Source organism: Spirabiliibacterium mucosae, from assembly GCF_014884965.1.
Taxonomy (GTDB): Bacteria; Pseudomonadota; Gammaproteobacteria; order Enterobacterales; family Pasteurellaceae; genus Spirabiliibacterium; species Spirabiliibacterium mucosae.
Map to the genome: position 1 here is coordinate 85093 of NZ_JABTBO010000005.1, position 24937 is coordinate 110029.

Annotated in this window: 29 protein-coding genes; 19 read left to right on the forward strand and 10 right to left on the reverse strand. The window is 51.4% G+C overall.

What is annotated here, in order from left to right; translation table 11 throughout:
- Positions 1 to 118 precede the first annotated feature (118 nt).
- The 17 genes from HPC37_RS02950 to HPC37_RS03025 all read left to right on the forward strand — a co-directional run bounded on the left by HPC37_RS02950 (position 119) and on the right by HPC37_RS03025 (position 13616).
- Positions 119 to 385, forward strand: a complete 267-nt coding sequence (locus HPC37_RS02950) for a hypothetical protein (protein WP_208121740.1) — start codon at positions 119 to 121, stop codon at positions 383 to 385.
- Between the two features lie 171 nt (positions 386 to 556).
- On the forward strand, positions 557 to 946 hold the full coding sequence (locus HPC37_RS02955) for a hypothetical protein (RefSeq protein WP_208121741.1): 390 nt from the start codon (positions 557 to 559) through the stop codon (positions 944 to 946).
- A complete protein-coding gene (locus HPC37_RS02960; protein ID WP_208121742.1) occupies positions 928 to 1920 on the forward strand; it encodes a DNA polymerase in 993 nt (330 codons plus the stop codon). The genes HPC37_RS02955 and HPC37_RS02960 overlap by 19 nt, the downstream gene beginning before the upstream one ends.
- Positions 1921 to 2034: 114 nt before the next feature.
- The gene (locus HPC37_RS02965; protein ID WP_208121743.1) at positions 2035 to 2250 is read left to right on the forward strand and encodes a DUF2116 family Zn-ribbon domain-containing protein; all 216 of its coding nucleotides are present in this window, start codon (positions 2035 to 2037) and stop codon (positions 2248 to 2250) included.
- A 12-nt stretch (positions 2251 to 2262) separates the two neighbouring features.
- Positions 2263 to 3993: a primase-helicase family protein gene (locus HPC37_RS02970; protein ID WP_235961323.1), complete on the forward strand. Its 1731-nt coding sequence runs from the start codon at positions 2263 to 2265 to the stop codon at positions 3991 to 3993.
- Positions 3994 to 4075: 82 nt separating this feature from the next.
- Entirely contained in the window at positions 4076 to 4756 is a 681-nt protein-coding gene (locus HPC37_RS10865; RefSeq protein ID WP_235961331.1) for a hypothetical protein, read from the forward strand.
- Entirely contained in the window at positions 4756 to 5583 is an 828-nt protein-coding gene (locus tag HPC37_RS02975) for a RecB family exonuclease (RefSeq protein ID WP_208121744.1), read from the forward strand. Before HPC37_RS10865 ends, HPC37_RS02975 begins: the two co-directional genes overlap by 1 nt.
- A gap of 79 nt (positions 5584 to 5662) precedes the next feature.
- The gene (locus HPC37_RS02980; RefSeq protein ID WP_208121745.1) at positions 5663 to 7258 is read left to right on the forward strand and encodes a hypothetical protein; all 1596 of its coding nucleotides are present in this window, start codon (positions 5663 to 5665) and stop codon (positions 7256 to 7258) included.
- Complete coding sequence (locus tag HPC37_RS02985; RefSeq protein WP_208121746.1) at positions 7258 to 7707, forward strand: hypothetical protein; 450 nt, start codon at positions 7258 to 7260, stop codon at positions 7705 to 7707. Before HPC37_RS02980 ends, HPC37_RS02985 begins: the two co-directional genes overlap by 1 nt.
- A 346-nt stretch (positions 7708 to 8053) precedes the next feature.
- Positions 8054 to 8359, forward strand: coding sequence for a hypothetical protein (locus tag HPC37_RS02990; protein WP_208121747.1), 306 nt, complete (start codon positions 8054 to 8056; stop codon positions 8357 to 8359).
- A gap of 153 nt (positions 8360 to 8512) precedes the next feature.
- The gene (locus tag HPC37_RS02995; RefSeq protein WP_208121748.1) at positions 8513 to 9562 is read left to right on the forward strand and encodes a M28 family peptidase; all 1050 of its coding nucleotides are present in this window, start codon (positions 8513 to 8515) and stop codon (positions 9560 to 9562) included.
- Positions 9513 to 10886 (forward strand): DEAD/DEAH box helicase, encoded by a 1374-nt coding sequence (locus HPC37_RS03000; protein WP_208121749.1) that lies wholly within the window; start codon positions 9513 to 9515, stop codon positions 10884 to 10886. Before HPC37_RS02995 ends, HPC37_RS03000 begins: the two co-directional genes overlap by 50 nt.
- 10 nt (positions 10887 to 10896) lie before the next feature.
- Positions 10897 to 11277: a hypothetical protein gene (locus HPC37_RS03005; RefSeq protein WP_208121750.1), complete on the forward strand. Its 381-nt coding sequence runs from the start codon at positions 10897 to 10899 to the stop codon at positions 11275 to 11277.
- Positions 11264 to 11635 (forward strand): hypothetical protein, encoded by a 372-nt coding sequence (locus HPC37_RS03010; RefSeq protein ID WP_208121751.1) that lies wholly within the window; start codon positions 11264 to 11266, stop codon positions 11633 to 11635. The genes HPC37_RS03005 and HPC37_RS03010 overlap by 14 nt, the downstream gene beginning before the upstream one ends.
- Before the next feature lie 124 nt (positions 11636 to 11759).
- Complete coding sequence (locus HPC37_RS03015) at positions 11760 to 12446, forward strand: hypothetical protein (RefSeq protein ID WP_208121752.1); 687 nt, start codon at positions 11760 to 11762, stop codon at positions 12444 to 12446.
- A gap of 78 nt (positions 12447 to 12524) precedes the next feature.
- On the forward strand, positions 12525 to 12923 hold the full coding sequence (locus HPC37_RS03020; protein WP_208121753.1) for a hypothetical protein: 399 nt from the start codon (positions 12525 to 12527) through the stop codon (positions 12921 to 12923).
- A gap of 69 nt (positions 12924 to 12992) precedes the next feature.
- Entirely contained in the window at positions 12993 to 13616 is a 624-nt protein-coding gene (locus tag HPC37_RS03025; RefSeq protein ID WP_208121754.1) for a helix-turn-helix domain-containing protein, read from the forward strand.
- Between the two features lie 162 nt (positions 13617 to 13778).
- Here the strand turns inward: HPC37_RS03025 and HPC37_RS11215 are convergent, their stop codons facing one another.
- Positions 13779 to 14750 (reverse strand): tyrosine-type recombinase/integrase, encoded by a 972-nt coding sequence (locus HPC37_RS11215; RefSeq protein WP_427915945.1) that lies wholly within the window; start codon positions 14748 to 14750, stop codon positions 13779 to 13781.
- Positions 14651 to 14908 (reverse strand): Arm DNA-binding domain-containing protein, encoded by a 258-nt coding sequence (locus HPC37_RS10870; protein WP_235961333.1) that lies wholly within the window; start codon positions 14906 to 14908, stop codon positions 14651 to 14653. The genes HPC37_RS11215 and HPC37_RS10870 overlap by 100 nt, the downstream gene beginning before the upstream one ends.
- Positions 14909 to 15124: 216 nt before the next feature.
- Here HPC37_RS10870 and HPC37_RS03035 point away from each other — a divergent pair, with 216 nt between their 5' ends.
- Together HPC37_RS03035 and der are read left to right on the forward strand one after the other, a co-directional pair.
- On the forward strand, positions 15125 to 15319 hold the full coding sequence (locus HPC37_RS03035) for a CsbD family protein (RefSeq protein WP_208121755.1): 195 nt from the start codon (positions 15125 to 15127) through the stop codon (positions 15317 to 15319).
- A 142-nt stretch (positions 15320 to 15461) separates the two neighbouring features.
- Positions 15462 to 16976, forward strand: a complete 1515-nt coding sequence (gene der, locus HPC37_RS03040) for a ribosome biogenesis GTPase Der (RefSeq protein WP_208121756.1) — start codon at positions 15462 to 15464, stop codon at positions 16974 to 16976.
- Positions 16977 to 16990: 14 nt separating this feature from the next.
- On the opposite strand, the gene xseA is transcribed toward der, so the two are convergent.
- The 8 genes from xseA to HPC37_RS03080 all read right to left on the reverse strand — a co-directional run.
- Positions 16991 to 18466, reverse strand: coding sequence for an exodeoxyribonuclease VII large subunit (gene xseA / locus HPC37_RS03045; protein ID WP_208121757.1), 1476 nt, complete (start codon positions 18464 to 18466; stop codon positions 16991 to 16993).
- A 1-nt stretch (position 18467) separates the two neighbouring features.
- On the reverse strand, positions 18468 to 19679 hold the full coding sequence (locus tag HPC37_RS03050) for a ribosomal protein uL16 3-hydroxylase (protein WP_208121758.1): 1212 nt from the start codon (positions 19677 to 19679) through the stop codon (positions 18468 to 18470).
- Between the two features lie 10 nt (positions 19680 to 19689).
- Entirely contained in the window at positions 19690 to 19992 is a 303-nt protein-coding gene (locus HPC37_RS03055) for a hypothetical protein (protein WP_208121759.1), read from the reverse strand.
- Positions 19993 to 20010: 18 nt separating this feature from the next.
- Positions 20011 to 20613 (reverse strand): 5'-deoxynucleotidase, encoded by a 603-nt coding sequence (yfbR, locus tag HPC37_RS03060; RefSeq protein WP_208121760.1) that lies wholly within the window; start codon positions 20611 to 20613, stop codon positions 20011 to 20013.
- The gene (gene degS, locus HPC37_RS03065) at positions 20606 to 21664 is read right to left on the reverse strand and encodes an outer membrane-stress sensor serine endopeptidase DegS (protein ID WP_208121761.1); all 1059 of its coding nucleotides are present in this window, start codon (positions 21662 to 21664) and stop codon (positions 20606 to 20608) included. Before degS ends, yfbR begins: the two co-directional genes overlap by 8 nt.
- Complete coding sequence (gene ribD, locus HPC37_RS03070; RefSeq protein WP_208121762.1) at positions 21658 to 22803, reverse strand: bifunctional diaminohydroxyphosphoribosylaminopyrimidine deaminase/5-amino-6-(5-phosphoribosylamino)uracil reductase RibD; 1146 nt, start codon at positions 22801 to 22803, stop codon at positions 21658 to 21660. The genes degS and ribD overlap by 7 nt, the downstream gene beginning before the upstream one ends.
- 1 nt (position 22804) lies before the next feature.
- Entirely contained in the window at positions 22805 to 23269 is a 465-nt protein-coding gene (nrdR, locus tag HPC37_RS03075) for a transcriptional regulator NrdR (RefSeq protein WP_208121763.1), read from the reverse strand.
- An 81-nt stretch (positions 23270 to 23350) separates the two neighbouring features.
- Positions 23351 to 24937, reverse strand: a 1587-nt coding sequence (locus tag HPC37_RS03080; protein ID WP_208121764.1) for a DUF3418 domain-containing protein, incomplete at its 5' end; no start/stop codon positions are given.

Sequence of the window (24937 nt, forward strand, 5' to 3'; positions counted from 1 at the left end):
GGTTACTCTATTAAGATACGAACCTAACGTCGACGGTTATCCTTACACAGTCGCAACTGAAGATTACATAACCGGCCATGTTTATACGGCAGACGGCCAGTATTGGAGAGATGGAAGAATGTCCGACTTCGACATCGTCGAGATTATCCCAAACACGAACGAAGAGACGCGAGAAATCAACAGCGGGCTCGTTTTCATCGGCCGTGATGACAGAGATACAGCAATCTACCTACGTCCAGACGACATCCGCAAGATTGAAACGCCAGATACCCCGCGTCAGGTATACCGCGTGTACACCTACCAAGACGCGGAAGCGCACATCATTCTTCAACCCGCGTCCGCTATCTACGACCTCATTAAACAGGGAGTAAAACCACTATGCTAATTTACGCAGGAAAAAACCCGGCGGGGCGGCCGATCGCCCTTAACCCAGATGAAATCGGGTCAATTTACCGTTTTTCCGACGGGGAATACTCCGTTCAGTGTCAGTCCATGACCTACGTCATAGACGAACCAACCGACGATTTTCTACTACTAGTACCGGAGGGGATGAAAGATGAAGTACAGAACTAATACCATCGTGCGTCTGCGCTCAGGCGCACGAGCCTTTATCGCAGAAAAAGCAACTTACAGTACCAACTACCCGCTCAAGGGGCACATCCTCGACGAGCGACAGACCCCTATGCTGTGGACGTTAGACGGTAAAAATGTATACGATGACGACGCTCCAGACCCGTTCGACATCGTGGCGGTTATCAGCAACGCCAGCGACAACCTACTCAAAGATTTCATTCACCTAGGTACGGTGAACGGTAAGCGCCCGTTCTTTATCCGGCCCGACGACATTGAGTCGATTGCAGGTGATGTAGTGACATCCCGCTCGGGGATTAAATACTATCCTATTACGCTATCGGAAGAGGTAAAACAATGGCTAATCCGACACTAATCCCGACGTACGACATAAAAAACTGTGGACCCAGACAGCAATTCTGGGCGAACGGGCTAATCGTACACAATTGCGATGGGATTAACTTACAGAACCTCCCTCGGGGGAGCAAGCACCGACTTGCTCTCTCAACTCCCCCTGGCTACAAGTGCTACGTATCGGACCTCTCGGCGATCGAAGCGCGTATGGGCGCGTGGCGTGCGGGACAGTGGGACCTTGTAGAAGACTTCCGCAACGGGGTCGACATCTACTCTAACTTCTCATCGGAGGTAGTGTTTCACTACCCTGTCAGCAAAGAAACCAAAACGGAACGCATGGTCGGTAAGGTGTGCATTCTCGGTCTCGGGTACGGTATGGGCTGGAAAACATTCCAACGCACACTACAATCAGGTCCGATGGGTGCAGACCCTATTCCGTGTACAGACGAGTTCGCTCGCAAATGTGTTCAAGGTTATCGTGAACGTTATCCGATGATCGCCCAGGGCTGGAAAGTCGCTGAGGCGATGATTGTCCAGATGACAGACCCGAATTGCAACATCGAATGGGGTCCGTTACACGTATTACACAACTGCATCCGTATCCCGAACGGCTTGTTCTTATCCTACCCCGGCCTACGCCAATACGTGGTAGAGCACGCAGAGGGCGTCGACGTCGGATACGAATACTGGAACGGTAAATTCTGGAAGAAAACCTACGGTGGGTTACTGGTGGAAAATATCACTCAGTGTCTAGCTGGGCTTGTTATCAAACAGTCAATGAACGATGTCGACCAGTGGCTACAACAACACGGGCTCGGACAGGTGGTATTGCAGGTGCACGATGAAATCATCATTGTAGCTAAAGATAATGACCCTCGATTCTCTCCTGACGACATCCAAGCAAAAATCCAAGAACTTATGCGCGTCACGCCCGACTGGTGCGAAGGGTTGCCGCTCGATTGTGAAGGAGGTTACGCTGACGAATACTCAAAATAACCACTAAACCCTTTTAATTTTATGGCACTATTGTGATATTATAACCATTACAGTTATAAATAACTAACGCCGAGCTGACCACTCGGCGAATTACATATCCGACCAAGGACATCTATGGCAGACGAAGCAGACATCGCCGACCGCCAAACGCAGCACGCGCTTGCGGTTTCGCTCATTAATGCCCGACGGCATAAACACTCACACCTTAAACCAACAGGTTTTTGTCACTATTGCAAGGAAAAACTCGATTCAGAACGCCTGTTCTGCGATGAAGATTGCAGAGACGACTATGAATGGGAGCAAAACCTGAGCAAACAAAAGATTTTATAGCGGGAGGAGCAAATGCAAGTGGACTTTCACGGGGCTGGCGTTCCCCTATGCAAAACGTTCCTAGCGAACGAAACGCGCCCGTACCCGTTAGCGAAAAAGCTAACAACATACAGGGAGTCCGTTAATAACTTGCAAGAGTATGCGGACGCTATCCGTAAACACGCAGCACTCGGCCATTGGCTATACAAAGGCGCAACGACAAAAGAACTGAATAACGAATCGCGGAAAGGCCTAACAGACATTGCTGCACCCACAAGAATTTTAGTTTTAGACATCGACGGATTGTCGCTCGACATTCCAGGCATGATAATCAAAGGGGCGTTCAACGCAGACAAGCTCAAGACCGTAGCTGAAGCTATCGTCAACAATATCACTGGGCTGTCGAACGTATCCTACGTGGCTTGTGCATCCTCCAGTTGCGGGTTGGTAGACGACGCTCGTCTCCACCTGCATTTTTTTCTCGACGCACCAGTCGCACCGAAGTCATTAAAAATGTGGCTTCAAGAGTTAAACTTGAGCGTATTCAGTGCCAAGCTGAAGTTAAACCCTAGCGGGGCGTCATTGAAATGGATAGTCGACCCTTGCTTAGCGGACAACAGCCGCGGCATCTTCATTGCTCCGCCCAAGTTTGAAGGTGTAGAAAACCCGTTTGCCGACAACGCAGACCGTGTTATCTACGTTAAAAAATCGCGCGAGACCGCGTACATCGCGGACCAGATTGCGAATATCGACCCGGAACAGCTGCACCAAAAAACAGAACAGCGCATAGACGAGCTGTACAAGTCAGAAGGCTTGAAACGTGAGAAACCGAAACTCAGGTCTATGCAGTTCAACGGGCAACCAACCGAGGTAGTCGATAACCCCAAACGTATATCAATGCACTACTCGTACCATAACGACCGATTTGCTTACTACAACATCGGCCCGCACGGCGACAGTAACGCATACTACGTTTATTTGGATAACCCAACGGTTGTATTTAACTTCAAAGGCGAAGAACCGTTCATGTTCGCCGCTGCTGATAAAGCGACATACGAAGAACACTGCGAACGATTCAAAAACGCTACGATTAAATCACCGACGGTTGTAAAACGACCTCTCGCATTTCTTGAGGACGGTACAAACTACTTGTTACTGCTCCACTCTCAAGAAGAAAACGCCATCGTGGCGGAGGAAATCACACGCGATAAGACAAAAGCAGAACTGTGGTTCAATAACTATGGATTTGCTTTACCCGAAGCTGTGCCACCGGCCCAACGTCGTTTTAATCCAACGACAAACCAAGTGTTTCAGAAAGACCCAACCAACGGATATACATACGTTAACACCTTCCGTCCTAGCAAGTACATGAAGGAAACGTACGAGTCTCCGGTACCCGGTGTCAGTTATGAGAATGCGACCTTGTTACAGTACGCTTGCCCGACGCTGTACAAAATCATTCACCACATGCTCGGCTGCGATGATAAAACCATCTGCCATTTTCTAAACTGGTTCGCTTTTATCTTCCAACGTCGCATTAAACCTGAAACATGCTGGGTGCTACAAGGCACACAAGGCACAGGGAAAGGGGCATTTTACCGCAATGTGTGCCGACCTCTATGGGGCGAGAAGTACGCGTTTGAGAAACAGCTTCAAAACTTCGAAGACGATAAAAACGGCTGGGAGCAGTACGCCATGCTGGTACTTATCGACGAAGTCAACATGAAGCACTCTCGCAGCGATAAAAGCTCGAAGCATTGTTGAAAACTTAATCACTGATGATGAGCGCACAATCCGCGCAATGCGCAGAGACCAGGTGCAAGTTAAATCATTCACCAGCGTGATTATGTCAACCAACGACTTCGACGCATTAAATATCCCGGAGGGGGACCGTCGTTACAACGTCGCACCACGGCAAGAGCAAAGACTCGTGGACAAATACCCTGAGTTTCTCTATCAACGCGAGGAAGTAGATGAGCAAATGTTAGACGAGCTGCCAAAACTCGCCGGCTATTTGCAAAACTTCAAAGTGAACGTGCCGATGGCACTAACCGCTCTGGAGAACGAAGCAAAACACCAAGCCCGTGAAGCAGGACGCTCAACAGCTGAAGCGTTTTTCGCAGCCATCCGACGCGGCGACCTCGATTACTTCACGACCGTGTTCGAGATTAAAGAGCAAGACGCTGTGTCGATCTCTCGCGTGCTAGAAGCGCGAACAACAGTTAGAAACTGGCTGATTGCGGTCTCGAAGCAAGAAGAGAACACGTTCGTGGAAACCGAATCCCTTCGACAGCTGTTTCAACTAATCGAAGGTACTCGAGAAATGACCTCGACGCGTTTCGGCAGGCTAATGGGCAAAATGGGTTTCACCTCTGCTCGTAAAGGAACACGACGTGGAATCCGCGTTACATGGTCGATGGACGAAACGCTGCTGAAAGAACACCTCGATACCATACTATCCGACGCAGACGAGAACAAAAAGTTCAACACTGCGAATATGACGCTAGGAAATGGAGTTAAACACTAATGAAATTTTCACCCAAACCCTTGGCAAAGGTAACACCGCACGCCAAACCCAGTCCATCTCCAGCTGGGGCGGTGTTTACCGCTAAGCCGCTAAAGAAAACAAACGAACCAACGATTGAAACCGAGTTAACGCTCGGCCCAATCAAGACGTGGTCGTTCTCGAGCCTCGGCTCGTTTGAACAGTGCCCGCGTAAACTCGCATATCGTCGTATTGACAAGATACCTGAGCCGTCTGGAGAAGCGGCTCAACGAGGGTCGAAGATACACGATATGGCTGAACAGTATGTGCGTGGCAACCTTGAGGAGCTACCGAAAGAACTTGAACGCTTCAAGCGCGGGTTCGAAGCACTTAAGGCTGCATTTGCTGAAGGTAAAGTGTCATGCGAAGAAGAATGGGGCTTTCGTACCGACTGGTCTTGCACAGAAGGCTGGAGAGACCCAGGCACGTGGCACTTGGCTAAACTTGACGCCTTCTACCGAGAGGACGACGGCTCAGCGATGGTCATTGACTACAAAACCGGGCGTAAATTCGGTAACGAGCTAAAGCATGGAGAGCAAGGCCTTACCTACGCTATCGGCGCATTTATGAAATACCCAGAACTTGACTTCATCAAAGTCGAATTTTGGTACCTAGACAAAGGTGAAAAACTCGTTCGTGAATTTACACGCGACCAAGCGTTGATTTTTCACCCGCGTCTACACAGTCGAGGCGTCGCAATGACAACCGCGACTGAGTTCCCAGCAACCCCGTCGATGAACGCCTGTAAGTGGTGTCATTACGGTAAGGAGGGTATCTGCCCGCTCGTTTGGGATGCGAGCCAGTTGTAACAGATACACACGGAGACCAAAAATAACATACCACCGCCTGACCAGCGGTGTTTTTTACACGACCAGGGGAGATATGCGTATGTACAGTGCGCTAAAACAATCTGTGCTCGATAGCATGGAAAAAGACGGCTACGAGCCAATTATCATTGAATCAAAACATGTTGTGGGCGAAGACATTGAATTTAGCGTTTTCAGAGCGGTTTGTAACGCTTTAAACCACGATGATTTTTCTAGCGTGTTAGACACAGAAAAACTTTCTGCTAGTCCTAACCAAGGGCCCCAATGGTTTAGAGAGCTACGCTGGAACGTCGATAAAGTTGAACGCAACACGATATACGTAACCGTAAGTTCTGTCGCGTTACATATTAAGTCAACAAAAATCGGCCGCGCCATCCGTAAAGTTTTTCCGGGGCTAACCGACGAGCAAGTAAAACGCGCAACAAACGAGCTTACTGCACGACTTGCGGCCAAATACTGGGTGTGCACCACGGACCGTTTCATCGAGCTGCACTACCAAGCGCTCAAGCGCACGCAAAAATTCACTTCTTGTATGGCTTACAATAATGGGCGATATGGCCGCCGCCGCGAACCGAGCCACCAAGCCGATTACGTCGATGAGTACAAAAACGCGGGCGTGCTAGACCTCGGCGACAGTTACTATGCGCACCCATGCGAAGCGTACAACCACACAGAGTTTCGACTGGCATTGATTACGTCGCTAGACCCTAAATCTAAAGCGTTCAAAGAAGCAGAGTACCCATTTATCGCTCGCGCTATCGTCCACCGTGACACCGAGCATGGTGATGTAGTTTTCGCTTACAACCGCGCCTACGGCAACGAGCAAGCGGTCCGCGCGATGTCCTGCTCACGAGCTTTTAAAGGTGATATGCCAGACACTGTTGAACTTAGACAAGTACGCGACGAAGATGGCCGCCTCGTATTACCCTACGTAGACTGCGATAACCGTATCCACATCTGCGATGAGGACAACTCAACCTACGACGACGCAGTTCCCTATGCAGTTTTCGGCTATACCTTGTACGACACACATGAAGTGGAGCACTCATCAGGTCGCCTCAACTGCGACAGAGAGCCTGTGGCTTACTGCGAAGGTAGTGGCGAACCAATCTACGATGAATATGACATCATCTGGGACGTTCATGGCGACCCATACGCAGATTGGAACCATGATGACTACCTCCGCTGGGTCGAATCACGCGACGAGTACTACCCGCTAGATGAAACTGTCTGGGACGACCTTAATGACGCCAACATTGCAGAAGATGACGCCGTCGAGTACATCGGTACCGATGGTTACACCTACTACACTCACCAAGATGAGATCGGCGACTGGATTTTAGAACTCGCTGGCGGACGTGGCTACGACGCTGAGTACGCCCACCGCGACTGCAACCTCGCAGAAATCAGCGGTGAGCTGTACTTAATCGACAAGGACGATGATGTTGTTTACTCAGACATCGAAGACCAATACGTACTTAAGTCAGATTCCGTCGAAGTACTTACCTCGCTCGACGGTGATACCGACTGGGCCGACGCAGATAACGACGACGTGAAACAACTGGCAATCGCAGCACTTGACTGCGAGTACGCGCTCGTCGACCTAGTTGAAGAACATGATGGACTCTACTACTTAACCACTGAGGAGGCTGCATAATGGCTTTCACTTCAACCACGTTCAACTTCTTGAAACAAACTGTCCTCGACTCAATGGCCGAGGACGCCAAGAACGGCCTAATAACTGGCAAAGTGATGAAAACAGGAGGTTTTCAAACGGCGACGTTTTATGCGAGGCTAATCTCAAACGAAGTAACACGCGCTGTGTTCAATGTGTCGAAGAATTTCTGCCCAGAGCACGAGCCAAACATCATCGAGAAGATCGCCGATGTGCAAACAATCGACGGCGTAATCTACGTTAGGGAGTACGGAAAAAACGACAAACAGCGTCTAGGCAAGTGGATGAACAAAAATCTTGAGCTCGATGCGATGCATAAAGACGAAATCATAAAACAAACCGTCAACGGCGTCGCCGCGAAAGTAGTTAGCCCAAGAGCGCGACGTGAACAGCTGCATGTCGAAACCTCCGAGAAACTACGGCCAGCCTAGGGCTAGCCATATCCGCGCTTTTGACTGGGCATTCGAAGAAGCAGCCCTCGCTCGCGCGAAATATGCCAGCGTGCCCGTTGACTCACTGACCGTGGAATACGTCCACCCATGCGAGGCGTATAACGGAACACCTAACTGCCGGCTCGCCTTAGCAACATTCATTGACCCAACGTCCGATGAATTTAAAAACACTGACGAGTATCCATTCGTGGCTCGTGCGATTGTACAAATCGACGATGACGGGCTAATCATGCCACGCGTTTACGGGGACGAACGCGCTATTACAGCAGCACAAGCTTGCCCCGCGTTCCTACTGGGCCACGAGTTCACTGGGCTGCAATTGAATATGCCCTCAAACGTAGCGCCGTATATCGACTGCGACAATACTATCATCGAAGACGAGCACGGTACATGCTTCGGCGTTAGCTCGGAAGTGGCCTATGACCTATGCTGCGACGGCGAGGTTTATCACATTTATCGGGCGAACATTGGCACTGGAGAAATAGAAACACGATCTGACTACACGTACTGCCCAAACTGCGGGCGGGCGTACCCGATAGACAGCGACTATTTAAACGCAGCGAGTGAGCAAGAAGACAGCGGGGAAATTACGCACTACTGTAAACACTGTGTGCCTAAATACCTCAGATAGTAAAAGGCCCCCAGCGACCAAACTGGGGGCACGGAGACCAAAACATCTATGAGAGATATTCTGGGTGCTGAACGCCAACAGGCGACCAGCTGTACGTCCGACCAAGGAAGTACGAAGACCACTATAAACTAAACGACCAAGGATTACAACACCATGAAATTAACCGCAACAAACCCGATTGACCTAATCCCTCAGATCTGCACCTACCGTCGTGCGCACAACAGCGCGGGCGAAAAGCAATTCCGTGCGGATTTTAAACAACTACTAATTGATGTCTCAGGCGCAACCGTAAATGAAGACGACTTCGGAAACATCTGGCTTGATATCGGGTCGGTTGACGTACTATTCGTTGCGCACATGGACTCTGTGCACCGTACCTTACCCGACAAAGTAAGCCAGAAAGTCACCGTTGACAATAACCTGCTCTCATTGGCCGAACTGGATGACTGTCTCGGCGCCGACGACGCGGTTGGCTTAGGTGTCTTGGTCAACCTAATCAGCCGCGGCGTCGAAGGCCGTTATCTGTTCACTCGCGGAGAGGAAGTCGGTCTACTTGGCGCAGATTATATCGTGTCTAGCACACCCGACCTACTGAAACAATCAAAAATCAGTATCGAAATCGACCGACGCGGAACGAAAGAAATCATTACGTATCAGTCAACTGGTGAGTGCGCCAGCGCTGAATTTGCGCTTGCTCTCGCGCAACAGCTGAACATGGGCCACAAACCGTCTGACAAAGGTGTGTACACAGATAATTCGCTCTTTGCTGAGTTTATCCCTGAAGTGGTCAACATCTCTGCGGGGTACGAAGGCGCGCACACAAGCAACGAATCGACAGACTTAGCTTACGCGCAAGAGCTCGCAAATGCGCTAGCAAAAGTAGACTGGAACGCTTTACCAATTAAGCGAAAACCAGCACCACCGTATTACGGCACTGGCGCAAAGTACAACCGCGTCGACTACACTGCACCGCTCTCTTTCGATGAGCTCTACGACTTGTGCTTGACTAAGCCTGAAGTTGCAGCTGCCGCGCTGTGTATGCTAGGCGTAACCGAATACGACATCGAGGACGCGCAGTTAGACCTAGACGACTATGTAAGCTACATAGACTATGACATCAACGATGAAGACTACGGAAAGGAAGACACTGATTATGGCAACGAATATCCCCAGCCCCTTCGCTCACCAAGCTTCCGCGACTAAGTTCTGGCTCGAAAAGACGCCAATCGTGGCAAACTTCTCGGACCCTGGTACGGGCAAGACCCGTGCCACGCTAGACGCCATCAACCAGCGTGGCACAGGAAAACGTACGCTCGTAGTCGCACCCTTGTCGATACTGCAACCGTCATGGGGGGAGGACATAACTAAGTTCACGCCGAACCTAACCTACTCGATTGCAGACAGCAAAAACCGAGAAAAGGCGTTCAAACAAGACACAGACATCGTGCTAATAAATCACGATGGCGTAAAAGCGTTAGCGAGTAAAAAAGACCTGTTAAGCGAGTTCGATACTATTGTGGTAGACGAGTCCACCGCATTCAAAAACCGGACGAGTCAACGTTCAAAAGCTATCGACAAACTTGTTGAAGGCCTTGACCACCGTATCATTTTATCGGGAACCCCGAACTCGAACGGTGTGCTAGACCTGTGGCATCAAATCTACATGCTAGACGGCGGTGAACGTCTAGGCAAAAACTTTTTCGGGTTCAGAAATGCGACCTGCGAACCCCGACTTCTCTCCGTCGGTGGCAGACAGATTACACTCTGGACCGAAAAACCCCGCGCGATTGAGCAAGTGACGTCTATGCTGGCCGACATCGTCATTCGATTTAAATTCGAGGATGTTGTTGAAATCCCAGATAACTACACGCGCACAATCACCGTGGATATACCACCGCAGATTCGTAAGCTCTACAAAGAGTTTATGAACACCGCGGTGTTAGCAACGGACGAGGGTGATGTGTTGGCGATCAACGCCGCCGTCAAGATGAGAAAACTGTTACAACTTCTAACAGGCGCGGTTTACGACAGTGAAGGCAACGTAAAACACATCCACTCGAACCGATACAACCTCGTCATTGACCTGGTTGAAGAAACCGATTTCTCAGTTGTGGCCTTTAACTGGAAACACGAGAAAGAAGCCCTAACACAGCTCGCACGAGCCCGTCAGATTCCGTTTGGTGTAATCGACGGAGAAACGCCGACGGACGAACGTACGCGCATCGTTAGGGAATATCAAGAAGGTAATCTACGCGTAGTATTCGCGCACCCGCAATCAGCTGGGCACGGGCTAACCCTTACACGAGGAAACCGTACCATCTGGGCGAGCCCGACATACAACGCTGAGCATTACCAACAGTTCTGCCGGCGCATTTATCGCATCGGACAGCAACGTAAAACCGAGACTATCCGCATAGCCGCTAAAGGTACTGTGGAAGAAGGTGTTTACGAAAAACTCGAAGGCAAACTCTCCTCAATGGATGATTTGCTCCACTATGTCAAACGCTTATATCAAGCAAACAAATAAGGAAACTACTATGAAACAAGTAACTATCGACTACACAACTATTGCCAACCTTGCCAACCGCTTACGTAACGCCGTAAACCGCTACAACAAGATTGAAACCACTGACGATCTAGACGATAAGCTAGACACCGCGCGCAAACAGCTGGCTGAGCTGGCCGTTGACCCGCAAGCCGACGCGTCCGACATCATGCGGTTATCCAGTCAGATTAAAACGCTCTCTGATACTAAAGAGCGCACCGACAGCCACGTTGAAGACGCGCTAGAAACCATCGGTAAACTGAAATACTTAATCAATGAAGAACTAGCAAAAGTCGACGTAGATGAGCGCCCATGCGAATTATCCGACTTCATCACACCAGCAAATAGAGAGGTGGCAGATGGCAACGCTTAAAGAACTAGGTGAGCAACTCAGAGACGTCAAACAACAACGCACCGAGCTTTCTCGACAAGACGCTGAGCTCAAACAGAAACAGGACGAACTCGAGCAAGCAATCCTAGTAGCGATGGATACCGCGGGCCTGAAACGTTGTGCAATCGACGGGGTGGGCACGCTCAGCTCCACCGTAAAAGTTGTACCGAACGTGGAAGATTGGGACGCTTTCTACCGCTACGTCATAGATAATGAGGCGATGTACCTACTGCAACGCCGCATTAGTCAAACCGCATTCGCTGAGCATGTTCAAAACCTAGGCGACCTACCTGGAATCAAGCCTGTTGAACTCGCCTCGCTATCAATGCGAAAAAATTAACTGTTATTTTATTCGCAAAATGGTTATAATTGAACCTCGCTTATACCCACATATGAGAATAAGTGAAGTCCGACCAAGAGTAACCAAATGACCAATCAACAAAACAGAACGGAGACCAATATCTATGGCTAAACAAACAGCAACCGCAAATGTACCAGCGACCTGGACACCAGTATCTCAACTTCCTACCGCAGCGCAAGACGACGTAGGTCTAGGTAATGAGAACGTATCATCCTCTGACATAATCATGCCGCGCCTAAAACTTCTGCAACAAATGTCGCCAGAAGTCACACCAGGCACAGAAAAGTACATCGAGGGCGCACGCGCTGGGTTATTACTCAACTCGCTCACAGGCGAAGTATTCCCTGAAATCTACTGCGTCAACATGAAATTTAAGTCGGGCTACACCGTGTGGCGTAAACGCAATCTAGGCGGCGGCTTGTACGGCGCATTCGAAACCGAAGAAGAAGCTCGCAACACACTAAGTGCTGACCCAAATGTAAAACCCGACGACTACGACGTAGTTGAAAGCCACACCCACGCGCTGTTGATTTTTGATGAAACCCTGCAATACACTCCAATTCTCTGCGATATGGAGTCAAGCAAGCTTAAGTTCTCACGCCAGTGGAACTCACACCCTAAATTAACTAGCGGACCACGTTTCGCGTCCATCTGGAAGCTGTCGTCTAAACCAGTAGCAGGCCCTAAAGGCAACTACTTCACCTACGATGTTGAGTTTGCCGGATACGCCGATGACGCTATGTACGAAGACCTCAAAGCTAAGTACACAGAGCTCGGTTTCGACAAGTAATGCTCCCAAATCCTGCCAATCCACGGGCAGGCACCCTTCCCCCGGTCCCTACCGGGGGTTTTTTACAGGATATACACTATGATTGAGTCACAATATACCCAAGCTGTGAATAAACGCCTACCGAAAGGCGTGCTGCGGTGGAAGATTATGGACCCCTATATGGGCGGCATCCCCGACGCTATGTACGTCGGCGCAAACGGGAAATCGCTCTGGGTCGAGTATAAATACATCAAGGCTCTCCCTAAGCTCGACACTACTAAAATTGTTCCAAAACTGTCAGAGCTCCAACGCCGAATGTTGGTAGACTTGGAGTCGCGGGGTCAACAAGTCATTGTCGTCATCGGTTTTGGGCGGCAAGGCATGATTCTCGATTCTCCAAGGGAGTGGAACGACGGTATAACCAAATCCGAGTTCTGTTCCCGTCTTATGACGTATGAAGAGCTAGGGAGGTTCATTGCAAACACCGTAGGAGTATAACCACTTTCTTGTATTTATCGTGCCGATGTACCATACTACGGTGGACAAACTACTAAAAGTGAGACCGTAATGATGGAACAAAAATTAACAAACCATGCTCTATACCCGAAAATGTTAGGTTTGGTTAAACAGATAGTGCTCGAACACACGAAAAAGACAGGGACAACCATATCAGCCCTCGCGAAAAAGATAGGGATATCTCAACCAATGCTGTCAAAGTATATTAACGGCGACACAACGCTAAATTTCCAGTTCTTAGAGAGGCTGTCAAAAACCATCGACGTCGACGTAGTATCTGTTATAAAACGCTTGAGCGAATCATCGGAATTGACCATCTCCGAGCAAATGTCGGGTAAGAGGTTGGCAACACCTAGGAGAGAGATTGTGCCAATACCAAATTTACCAGCCTCAGCAGTCGGCATCATGGCTGACACTGTTGACTATCGCTTGCACACTGGCGACATTGTGCTAGTCATTGAGTCTATCGAACCAAAACCTGGCGACATGGTTATACTGTCACGCGAGGGCGAACCGTATAAACTCGGACGACTGCGTAAAGACGTAACACCAGCCCTCGTTGGGGTGTTTGTACAGGTTTGGAGTAGCGATGGGACAAACTGCACGTTTGAACCTGTTGGGGAAAACGACACCGTACGATACGTCTACGGGATACACTTTTCACGGGAGGCATAATCGTGAAACGCGTACTAACGACCAAGGACATTACAGAGCGGTACTCAGTTTCCAAAACGACCATTTGGAGATACCGCGTAAGGGCAGAAAACCCGTTCCCTAAACCCGTACTGGCTTTAAAGAACAGGGTTTTGTATGATGCGGTTGCAGTAGACCGGTGGTTTACTGAAGAGTTCGGCCTAGAGCCTCACCCTCTAACCGCTTAACGTACTCATACCACCTAGCATACGCTTCGCGCATCTCCTCGTAGTAGGTATGTCTGTCGTAGACTGACATAACGCCACGAAGCGTATGCCCCAACATCTTCTCCGCCACCACAGGCGATGTAATCTCGCTCCAGCGGGTACGCGCAGTCCGACGCAAGTCATAAAACACCAGCCCATCCAATGCCCCACCCGTCCGACGATTAACCGTACGAAGAACAGACCCAGCGGCCAGCAACGTACCAGGCGGCGGGTTTCTATCAGCCAAAGACGTCAGCAACTCAAAAATAGGCCCAGGCACCGCGCGGACAAGCGCTGCCCCTGTCTTGCGGCCCGTCTTGTGTTTCTCTTTTGGGATTGACCACAGCATATTGACGGGGTCGAGGTCGGCCCTCTCCATCGTTAGCAGCTCTTTCGGCCGGCAACCTGTCAAGATAGCGGCCATCGCGTATGGGTATGATTTCGACTTACTCAGCGCGCGCAGAAATATCACCAGCTGCTCGTCCGTGAACGTCTGATGGCGCACGCATCGGATAGTTGTAAAGTCAGACGCCATCAACCCTGTCATTGGGTCGTTGTCTATTATGCCCAGACGAAAACTGCGACGAAATGTCGCCTTAATCTCCGAGAGCAAGGGGGCAACGATTGACGGCGACGTCTTAGCACAGCGTGTTGCAAGCGCGACCACATCTGCCCGTGTAACCTCAGCAATGGGCGTATCGAGTATTGTTTGGGCGTGGCATCGGATAGCTGTTTGTCCGGCCACATGCTCTGCTTCCCTGCTGCCCCGATAATCAGCGTACGCCATAGCGAAAGTAGTCTCTCTTCGGATTATTTCAGCTGCGGGGTCGACACCATTAGCAACATCTGCGCTGAGCTCAAGCACGCGACTGCGCGCATTTTGTAACGTGGTCGCAGGATACTTACCGATTGTGAATTTTTTACGCTTGCCCTGAAACTGATATCTAAAGAAAAAGTAACAACCCCATTGGTTGATACCCTTACGTAAAGCCCTTGCGTATCAGCGCGCTCAATTTTTGTCGGGTGTTTTTTACCCAGCCACCGACGTAGCTGCGTGTCGTTCAGCATATAATTCTCCCAAATTTTTGTTATGGTCTCCGCGCTATTAAATACCTGCTGGTGGGCCATCTGGTGGGCCACTTTTTTCGTGTTTGGTCGTAAACGTTGAGAACCGCTCACGAACGGTGAACGGCTCAAAAATATGCAAGCATTTGATTTAATAGCTGGTTTATTATATACTGTGAACCACTGAAGTCCAGTGGTAACTACAACAAAGGAGCAATTATGAATTGGGATCAAGTAGAAGGTAAATGGGAACAACTTAAAGGCTCTGTGAAAGAAAAATGGGGCAAGTTGACCGATGACGATCTGGCTGTGATTGAAGGCAAACGTGATCAGCTTGCTGGCAAATTGCAAGAACGTTACGGCTTAACTAAAGAAGAAGTTGAAAAAGAATTGAAAGAGTGGGAAGAATCCTAATCTCACCGAGAATGAAAATACTCGCTGCGGCGAGTATTTTTTTTGCCCGCAGTTTAACCGCACTTTGATAAATTTTGCTATCTGTTGGCGGTAAAATTGGGTATGATGGCGGATTAATAGCATTTTGAGAAGGATAAGTAAGATGACGCCGGTAATTGCCCTAGTGGGGCGCCCAAATGTGGGCAAATCGACTCTCTTTAACCGTTTAACCCGCACGCGTGATGCGCTGGTGGCTGATTTTCCGGGGTTAACGCGGGATAGAAAATACGGCCAAGCGCATTTGAGCGGCCATGATTTTATCGTGATTGACACCGGCGGGATTGACGGCAGCGAGGAAGGCGTGGAAGAAAAAATGGCCGAGCAGTCGCTGCTGGCCATTGATGAAGCCGATGTGGTGTTGTTTATGGTGGACGCTCGCGCAGGCTTGATGCCTGCCGACATTGGCTTGGCGAACTATCTACGCCAACGTGACAAAACCACGGTGGTGGTGGCCAACAAAACCGACGGCATTGATGCCGACTCCCACTGTGCGGAATTTTATCAGTTAGGCCTTGGCGAGATTGTGCAAATCGCCGCCTCCCAAGGGCGTGGCGTGAACGCGTTGATCGAGCAAGTGCTCGCCCCACTGGCGCAAGAGCAGCTCGCGCAAGATGAAAGTGCGCTCGACAATGATGACGAAGATGATGAGTGGGATGAGGAATTCAACCTTGATGATGACGCGCTGACCGCACTTTTAGATCAAGACGACGAAGAAGACGACCCTGAAGACATCACCCAGCGCAATATCAAAATCGCCATTGTGGGGCGGCCAAATGTAGGCAAATCCACGCTGACAAACCGCATTTTGGGTGAAGATCGCGTGGTGGTTTACGATCTGCCAGGCACCACGCGTGACAGTGTTTACATCCCGATGGAGCGCGACGGGCAAGAATACACCTTGATTGACACCGCCGGTGTGCGCAAGCGCGGCAAAGTCACCCTCGCGGTGGAAAAATTCTCCGTGATCAAAACGCTGCAAGCGATTGAAGATGCCAATGTGGTGTTGCTGGTGATTGACGCGCGCGAAGGCATTTCGGATCAAGATCTTTCGCTGTTGGGCTTTATCCTCAACGCGGGGCGCTCGCTGGTGATTGTGGTCAACAAATGGGATGGGCTGGATATGGATGCGAAAGATCGCATCAAATCCGAGCTTGACCGCCGGCTGGATTTTATTGATTTTGCGCGGGTGCATTTTATCTCGGCCTTGCACGGCAGCGGCGTGGGCAACTTGTTCAAATCGGTGCAAGAGGCCTATGCTTGCGCGATCAAGCGCTACTCCACCTCGATGCTCACGCGCATTTTGCAAATGGCGACCGACGAGCACCAGCCGCCGTTAGTCTCAGGCCGGCGTGTGAAATTGAAATACGCCCACCCAGGTGGCCACAACCCGCCGATTATCGTGATCCACGGCAATCAGGTTGAAAAACTACTCGATTCGTACAAGCGCTATTTGGCTAATTATTACCGCCGCAGTTTGAAAATCATCGGCACGCCAATTCGTATTCAGTTCCAAGAAGGGGCGAACCCGTATGCCGGCAAGCGCAACACGCTGACCCCAACCCAGCTGCGCAAACGCAAACGGCTGATGAAATTCATCAAAAAATCGAAGAAAAAATAAGCAAAAGCGAGTGTTTACTCGCTTTTCTTTTGCACTGAAACCACCTGGCTTGTCACCTGCCCTGCCATTAGGCGGGTGGTGATCACATCGCCTGGGCGCAGCGCAACCGCACTTTTAACGCTGTTGCCCCTAGCATCTAAGGTGATGGAATAGCCGCGAGTGAGCACCTTCAGCGGGCTGAGGTTGTCGAGCATTCTCACTTTGTCGCTAAATTGTTGCGATCTCATATTGAGTTGGCGCTGCATGGCGCTTTGCAAGGCGGCGTTGGATTGGGCTAAGTGCTGCTGCGTTTGGCGAAGTTGAAAACTCAGCGGCGTGGCCGCAAGGCGCTGGTTGAGATAACGCTGGCGTTGCGTAGCCTGTTGCAGCTGGCGCAAAACCGCACTTTTGAGTTGATGATGGGCCTGCGTGAGCTTGTCTGTTTGGGCTTGCAGCTGGCGCTTGGGGTGCTGGGCACCAAGGCGTTGGTTGGCCAGCGCCATGCGTTGCGTGGATTGATTAAGCGTGAGCTTGACCGCACTTTGCATGCGCTGCACCCAGTGGCGCAAGGCGGTGTGCTGCTCGCCAAGCAAGCGGCTGGGGTGCTGATGATTCAAGCGCAGCAACAAGGTGTTGAGCTGCCCCCTCAAACGTTCGCTTTGGCGATCAAAGGCGATAAACAGATTTTGCAGTTGATTGGCGAGCTGTTGCGTCAGCGCCTGTTTGTCTTGGCTGACAAGCTCGGCCGCGGCCGATGGCGTTGGCGCGCGCAGGTCCGCGACAAAATCCGCGATAGTGACGTCAGTTTCATGCCCCACGGCGGAGATGATCGGCAAGCGTGAGGCAAAAATTGCGCGCGCCACCACCTCTTCATTAAAGCACCATAAATCCTCCAGCGAGCCACCGCCGCGCCCAACAATTAATACGTCCACCTCATCGCGTGCGTTGGCCAGCGCAATCGCCTCGGCAATCTCTGAGGCCGCACTTTGCCCTTGCACCTGGGTTGGGTAGATGATCACACGCGTCATCGGGCTGCGCCGTGCGAGAATGTTGAGGATATCATGCAGCGCCGCGCCACTTTTCGAGGTCACCACGCCCACCGTGTTGCAAAAGTGCGGTAGGCTTTGTTTGAATTGCTGGTCAAACAAGCCCTCCGCGGCAAGGGTGCGTTTGAGTTTGTCAAATTTTTGCTGCAACAAGCCGTCGCCGGCGGGCTGCATCGAGTCGATAATCAGCTGATAATCCCCGCGTGGTGCGTACATGCTCACTTGCGCGCGCACCAGCACCTGCATGCCATTTTCAGGGCGAAAGGTGACACGCGCGTTGGTGTTGCGGAACATCGCACAACGCACCTGCGCTTGCTCGTCTTTCAAGGTCAAATACCAGTGGCCTGAAATCGGCTGCACAAAATTGGAGATTTCCCCCGTCAACCACACACGCCCAAGCTGGCTTTCCAGCACGTTTTTGGCGCGTTGGTTGAGTTGGGATACGCTGTAAATCGTCTCAGCCATATCAATCCACGAGCAGCAGCCAGCCGTTTTCTAACCAATCGCACAATGAATCGAGCAGCAAGGTTTGCGCGGTTTCATTACTGCTTGGGGCAAAGCTCTCGATCATCGCCCAATCCAGCGCACTGCCGTTGGCAAGGGAGGCCAACACGCCGCACTCAATCGGGTTGAGCTCATCGAGCCATTCGCCGTTGACATAAAACGCGAACGGTTTTTCGATATAGAGCATTTTGCAGTTGCTGTCTTGCACAATGCGTGCACCATTTTGCAGCGCTTGTTTGAGCTCGTCGGGGTAAAATTCGTCATCGCTTTGGAGCAATTCATAGCGCCGCGTGCTCACCGCGCGTGCCACCGCGTGGCGGAATAATTTATCAAACTCAGCCGATTGGCTTAACGTGTTGAGCAGCTCGCGCTTCATGGTTTGCACCATTGCTTCATCTAACTCGCCGAGAGGTTGCATCTCTGGCGCCATACGCAGTGGGATGGCAAACTCGCTGGCATTAAAGTGCGGTGAGCTGTGATTGAGCGTACAGCTGATGCCCTCAATCAAATCACCCAAATTCGGGTAACGCAGCCCGAAAGACACGGTCAGGCACTCGTCTTGCGCCACGCCAAAATGCGACAAGCGCGATGGCACATAAAGCACGTCACCGGGCGCCATCACTTCGTCAAAAATCAGCTCGCCCATATCATCAAAAATGCGAATCGGCTGGTTTTCTTTAAACTCGGTGCTTGGGTCACACCATTTGCCCAGCTGCCAACGGCGATGGCCATAAGCTTGTACCAAAAACACGTCATATTCGTCATAATGCTTGCCCACCGAGCCGCCGGCTGGCGCGTAAGACACCATAATGTCATCGCGCTGCCATTGTGGGATAAACTGAAACGCGCGCCACAAATCGCCGAGTTCTGGCGACCACTGCTCGAGGTTTTGCACCAGTACGGACCATTTTTCAGGCAAGTTGTCAAAATCACTTGCCGCCAGCGGGCTGGTTTTTAGCGTCCAGCGCTCTTCGCCATCTTGCTCGGTGGTTTGCACCAAGCGCGCGGTCACGTCGTCTTGCTGCGCCAGCTCGATAATGTCTTGCGGCTCCAACAGCCCTTTAATTTGCGGCAAGCCTTGTTTAATCAACAGGGGCTTTTTTTGCCAATAATCACGCAGGAAAATTTCAGGTGTAATGCCTTTTGGCAGGCAGAAATAATCAAAATCAATCATCGTTTTACTCTCAATAAACGCCAAGCCAACACCATGGCCAGGCTAATGGTAAATAACATAAAAATAAAAATAGCACGCCCAGCACCCAGCCAAGCCAGCTGCCCGGCAGGGGCAAAAACTCGCCGTGCGCCAAGGGGTAATGCAGCAACACGCTCGGGGTGAGGAGCAAATACAACACCCCAGCCAACACCGCCCCAAGCACTGACGGCACCGCCACATCCAGCGCCACACACACCGCTAGACTGAGTAAAAGTGCGGTAATGACCAGTAACGCCAGTTTAACCGCACTTTGATAAATGCCTTCAAGTTTCATCCGCGCACCACACTGTTATCATAGGGCGAACTCATCAATCGCTTTGCCAAAGCTGGGGACAAACACATTGAGGAAGTAGGCCATTTCCTCACTGTGCCACTGCTCAAGCAGTTTTTCAAGCCGGGCAAGGGCGGGTTTGAACTCTTGATTGCCGTTGTAAAGCTCAGCTTTGGCTTTGATAAACGCGCAAATCACATCAGCTTGTTTCACCAGATGATGAGTTTGCGCATCAATGTGCTCGCTGCACAAAATCGGTTCAAAATCCGCCTGCAACTCGCTTGGCAGTAGCGAGAGCAAATGGCGCTCGGCTTGTGCCTCAATTTGCTTATACGCGCTGGTGATTTCAGGGTTGAAATATTTCACCGGCGTTGGCAAATCGCCTGTAAAAATCTCGCTAGTGTCGTGATAAAGCGCCACCAGCGCGACCTTTTCAGGGTTGACGTCGCCTGCAAAAAAGCGATTTTTAATGATCGCCAACGCGTGCGCCACCAATGCCACTTGCAGGCTGTGCTCGGCGAGGTTTTCGCTTTCAATTTTGCGCATTAATGACCAGCGCTGAATCAACTTCAAGCGGTCAAGGCAAGCAAAAAAATGGCTAACAGGGGTGTTTTCACTACTCACTTCTTGGGTACTCCGCAATGGTCACAGGCAAGTCCATCACCTTGCCTAGGCGCTCAATTTGCACGCTCACTTGGCTGCCGGGCTTCATTTCAGCAATTTCTTGCATCAATTCCGTTGGCGAGTTGACTTTGTGCTGGTCAAACTCGCGGATCAAATCGCCAGGCAGAATGCCCGCTTGCGCCGCCGGCCCATTTGGTGTGACGGCCGTTACCAGCACGCCTTGTTTGTTTAGGCCGATTTGCTCATCATTGTTGTAGAAAATTTGGCTCTCCACCCCGAAAAAGCCGCGGATCACCCGCCCGTCTTTGATGATTTTATCCAAAATGGTATCGGCAATGCTCACCGGGATCGCAAAGCTCAAACCCTCGGCGATTTCGTTTTGATCTTTACCCAGGGTTAAGGTATTGATCCCAACCAATTCACCGGCGGTGTTAATCAGCGCGCCGCCTGAGTTGCCGCGGTTGATCGAGGCATCGGTTTGGATAAAGTTTTGCCGGCCAATTTCACCCAAGGCGCTGCGGCCAAGGGCACTGATGATGCCTTGGCTAACGCTTTGCCCAAGATTATACGGGTTGCCGATCGCCAGTGCCACATCGCCCACATGGGGCTGGCGCTTGGCATTTTGCGGGATGGTCGGCAAATTGTCGGCCTCAATTTTCAGCACGGCTAAATCGGTCAGCGAATCTGAGCCGATTAAATGCGCCTCATAGATTTGGCCGTTTTGCAGCGCCACCACGATTTGATCGGCATTGTCGATTACATGGCGATTGGTGAGAATGTAGCCGTTTTTGCGCATAATCACGCCAGAGCCGAGGTTGTTGACGCGCAGTTGATCGCCTTGGTTTTGATCCAAAGTGCGGTTTTGCAGCGATTGGTTATACACGTTCACCACCGCAGGCGCGGCGATGCGCACGGCATCAGAATAGCTGACAATCTCACCACTTTTATGCCAAAAGGCGCCTTCGCGCTTTTCAACCAACGGCAAGGCCAGTAGCACAATCGCCGCGGCGCACAGCCCCACAACCACCGCTTGCAGCAATTTTTTCAGCATGATGCCTCCTTGCGCACAGGGCGATAAGTGAGTTTGATGTCGTCGCCAAAACGCGCGCAATCACACAAAGCAAAGTGCGGTGCGCCTGAGAGTGTGTGCACATCAGGCAGGTGACACAGGCCTTGGGCTTGGTCGCCGAGCAATTTCGGCGCAATGTACACAATCAGTTCGTCCACCACGCCGGCTGAAATCAGTGAGCCGGCTAAATTGGCGCCCGCTTCAATCCACACTAAGTTGATTTCTCGCTCGCTGAGGGTGCGCAAAAGTGCGGTCAGCTGCTCCTCGTTGTGCGGCAGCTGTAAAGCCTGGCAAAAATCAGGGAAGGCGCTCATCTCCCGCGGGCGGTTGTCAGGCCCGACCAGCCAGACCGCACTTTGAGATTCAAACAGCTTCAAATTAGCGCGAATGCGGTGCTTGGAATCCATGATAATACGCACCGGCTGGCGCAGCGTGTTTTCAGGGTAGCGCTGCTGCACGTGCTCGGGCAATTCTGCCCAGCGTACGTTCAAACTTGGGTTGTCCACCAGCACGGTGCCGCTGGCGGATAAAATCGCGCAGGCGCTGGCGCGTTGGCGTTGCACGTCTTGGCGTGATTCGGCATTGGTGATCCATTGGCTCTCGCCGCTGGCGGTGGCGGTTTTGCCGTCGATGGTCATCGCCATTTTCAGCTGTACAAACGGCATGCCTGTGCGCATACGTTTTAAAAAGCCCTTGTTTTGTGCCTCCACCTGCTCGCCGAGCAGCCCGACATCCACCTGAATGCCCGCTTCACGCAGGCGCGCAATGCTTTTACCTGCGACTTTCGGGTTGGGGTCTTCGAGGGCGATCACAACGCGCTCAACATTGGCAGCTAAAATGCGCTCAACGCACGGTGGCGTGCGCCCTGTGTGAGCGCACGGCTCAAGGGTGACATAAATTGTCGCCCCCCGCGGGTTGATGCAGCGCAGCGCGCAGTCTTGCAAGGCGGCCACCTCGGCGTGGGCTTCGCCCGCTTTTTGGTGGTAGCCCTCGCCGATGATTTCGCCGTTTTTCACAATCACGCAGCCCACCATCGGGTTTGGGCTGGTGGTGTATTGCCCCAGCCACGCCAAATCAATGGCTCGCTGCATCGCTTTGCGATCAAATTCTGCCGCTGTCATGTTAATCCTTGTCACTCTCTTCTGTCAGTTTGGCGATTTCATCACCAAATTGTTGAATATCATCAAAGCTCAAATACACCGAGGCAAAGCGGATGTAGGCCACTTTGTCGAGCTTTTTCAGCTCGTTCATCACCAACGTGCCCACAAATTGGCTCGGCACTTCGCGCTCGCCGGTGGCTTGCAGCTCGTGAATAATGTGGTTGACGGCCTTTTGCACATCTTCTTCGCTCACCGGGCGCTTTTCCAGCGCGCGCGAAAGCCCCGCGCGCAGTTTGTTTTCGTCAAAGGGCTCACGGTTGCCGTTGTTTTTAATCACCTTGGGGATAATCAACTCCGCCGATTCAAAGGTGGTGAACCGCTCACGGCATTGCAGGCATTCCCGCCGGCGGCGCACTTGGTAGCCGTCGGAGACCAAGCGCGAGTCAATCACTTTGGTGTCGATGGCTGAACAAAATGGGCAATGCATAGGCTCTCCTTAGATTATATGCTCAACATAACACAGATTGACCGCACTTTTAACCGAAAAAGTACAAGTGCGGTCATCTGCTTAGCTTTGCGCCTCAATGGCGTTGAGCACGCGCTTGTCTGAAATTGGGTACGGCGTGCCCAGCTGCTGGGCAAACAGGCTCACGCGCAGCTCTTCAATCATGTAACGAATCTCCGCCACCTCGTCACTCACGGGCTTGGATTTCGGCAATTTCGCCAGCAGTTGCTGATAGGCTTGCGTCACCTTTTCAACACGCAGCATATTAGCGCGATCGCGATTGACATCTTGCAGCAGTTTGTCGAGGCGCTTTTCCACCGCTTTGAGATAACGCAAAATATCACCCAAGCGCGCCACGCCCGTTTGCTGCACAAAGTGCGGATAAATCAGGCCTGAAAGCTGGGATTTAATATCCGACAGCGCAAACGCCATGGTGAAATCCAGCTTGCCTTTTAAGCGCTTGCTGATCTGAAAGTTCAAGCTCAAAATCTGCTCCACTTGCTCGGCAATCATCACCGTGGTGTCGTTGAGGTGTGCGCGCACGTACTCACGCAGGCGGTCAAATTCCGTTTCTTGCCACACCACGCCGCCAAAGTCGGCAATTAATTTGTCCACCGCCGCGGCGATGCAGTCATCAATCAGCGCCAGCACCTGCCCAAACGGCGTGAAATAAAGCCCCAATTTAGCTTTGTTTGGCAGCTTTTCATGCAAGTATTTAATCGGCGAAGGCACGTTGAGCAGCAGCAAACGGCGCAGGCCGGCTTGCATCGCGCGCTGTTGTTCAAACTCGGTTTCAAACAGCTTTATCCCCACCGCATCGCGCTCGTCCACCAGCGCGGGGTAGGCCTTGACGCTGTAGCCGCGTTTTTTCTGCTCATAAAAGTGCGGTAGCGTGTCGAAATTCCAAATATGAATGCCGCTTTGTTCGATGCCATCGTCTGCCACGGCCGAAAGCGTTTGCTGCACTTTGTCTTTGAGCGAAAACTTCAACGCATCGAGATCGGTGCTCTCATTGATTTTGCGCCCTTTGTCGTCGATGATGCGAAAATTCATGCGCAAATGCGCCGGCAACTGTGCCACTTGCCATTCATCCACGTCCACTTGCACGCCGGTCATGCGCCGCAGTTCATGGCTGAGGCTTTCCAACAGCGGCGCGCTGAGTGGCTCAACACGGCCTAAAAACGCCTCGGCATAATTCGGCGCGGGCACAAAATTGCGCCGCAATGCTTTCGGCAGGCCTTTAATCAGCGCCATCACCAGCTCTCGGCGCAGCCCTGGGATTTGCCAATCAAACCCTTTGGGCTCAATTTGGTTGAGCAGCGCCAGCGGGATGTGCACCGTCACGCCGTCGGCGTCGCTGCCTGGCTCAAATTGGTAGCTGAGTTTGAGCTTGATATCCCCTTGATACCAAAAATTCGGGAAGTCGAGCTGGCTGACTGTTTGCGCGTCATCGCGGGTCAAAAAGGATTTTTCAAAATTAAGCAACTCAGGCTCACGTTTTGACACCTGCTGCCACCAGCGGTCAAAATGCTTTTGCGAGACCACCTCGGGCGCGATGCGCTGGTCATAAAACGCAAACAGCTCGCGCTCGTCAACCAAAATATCCCGCCGACGAGATTTGTGCTCGAGATCTTCAATCTCGCGGATCAG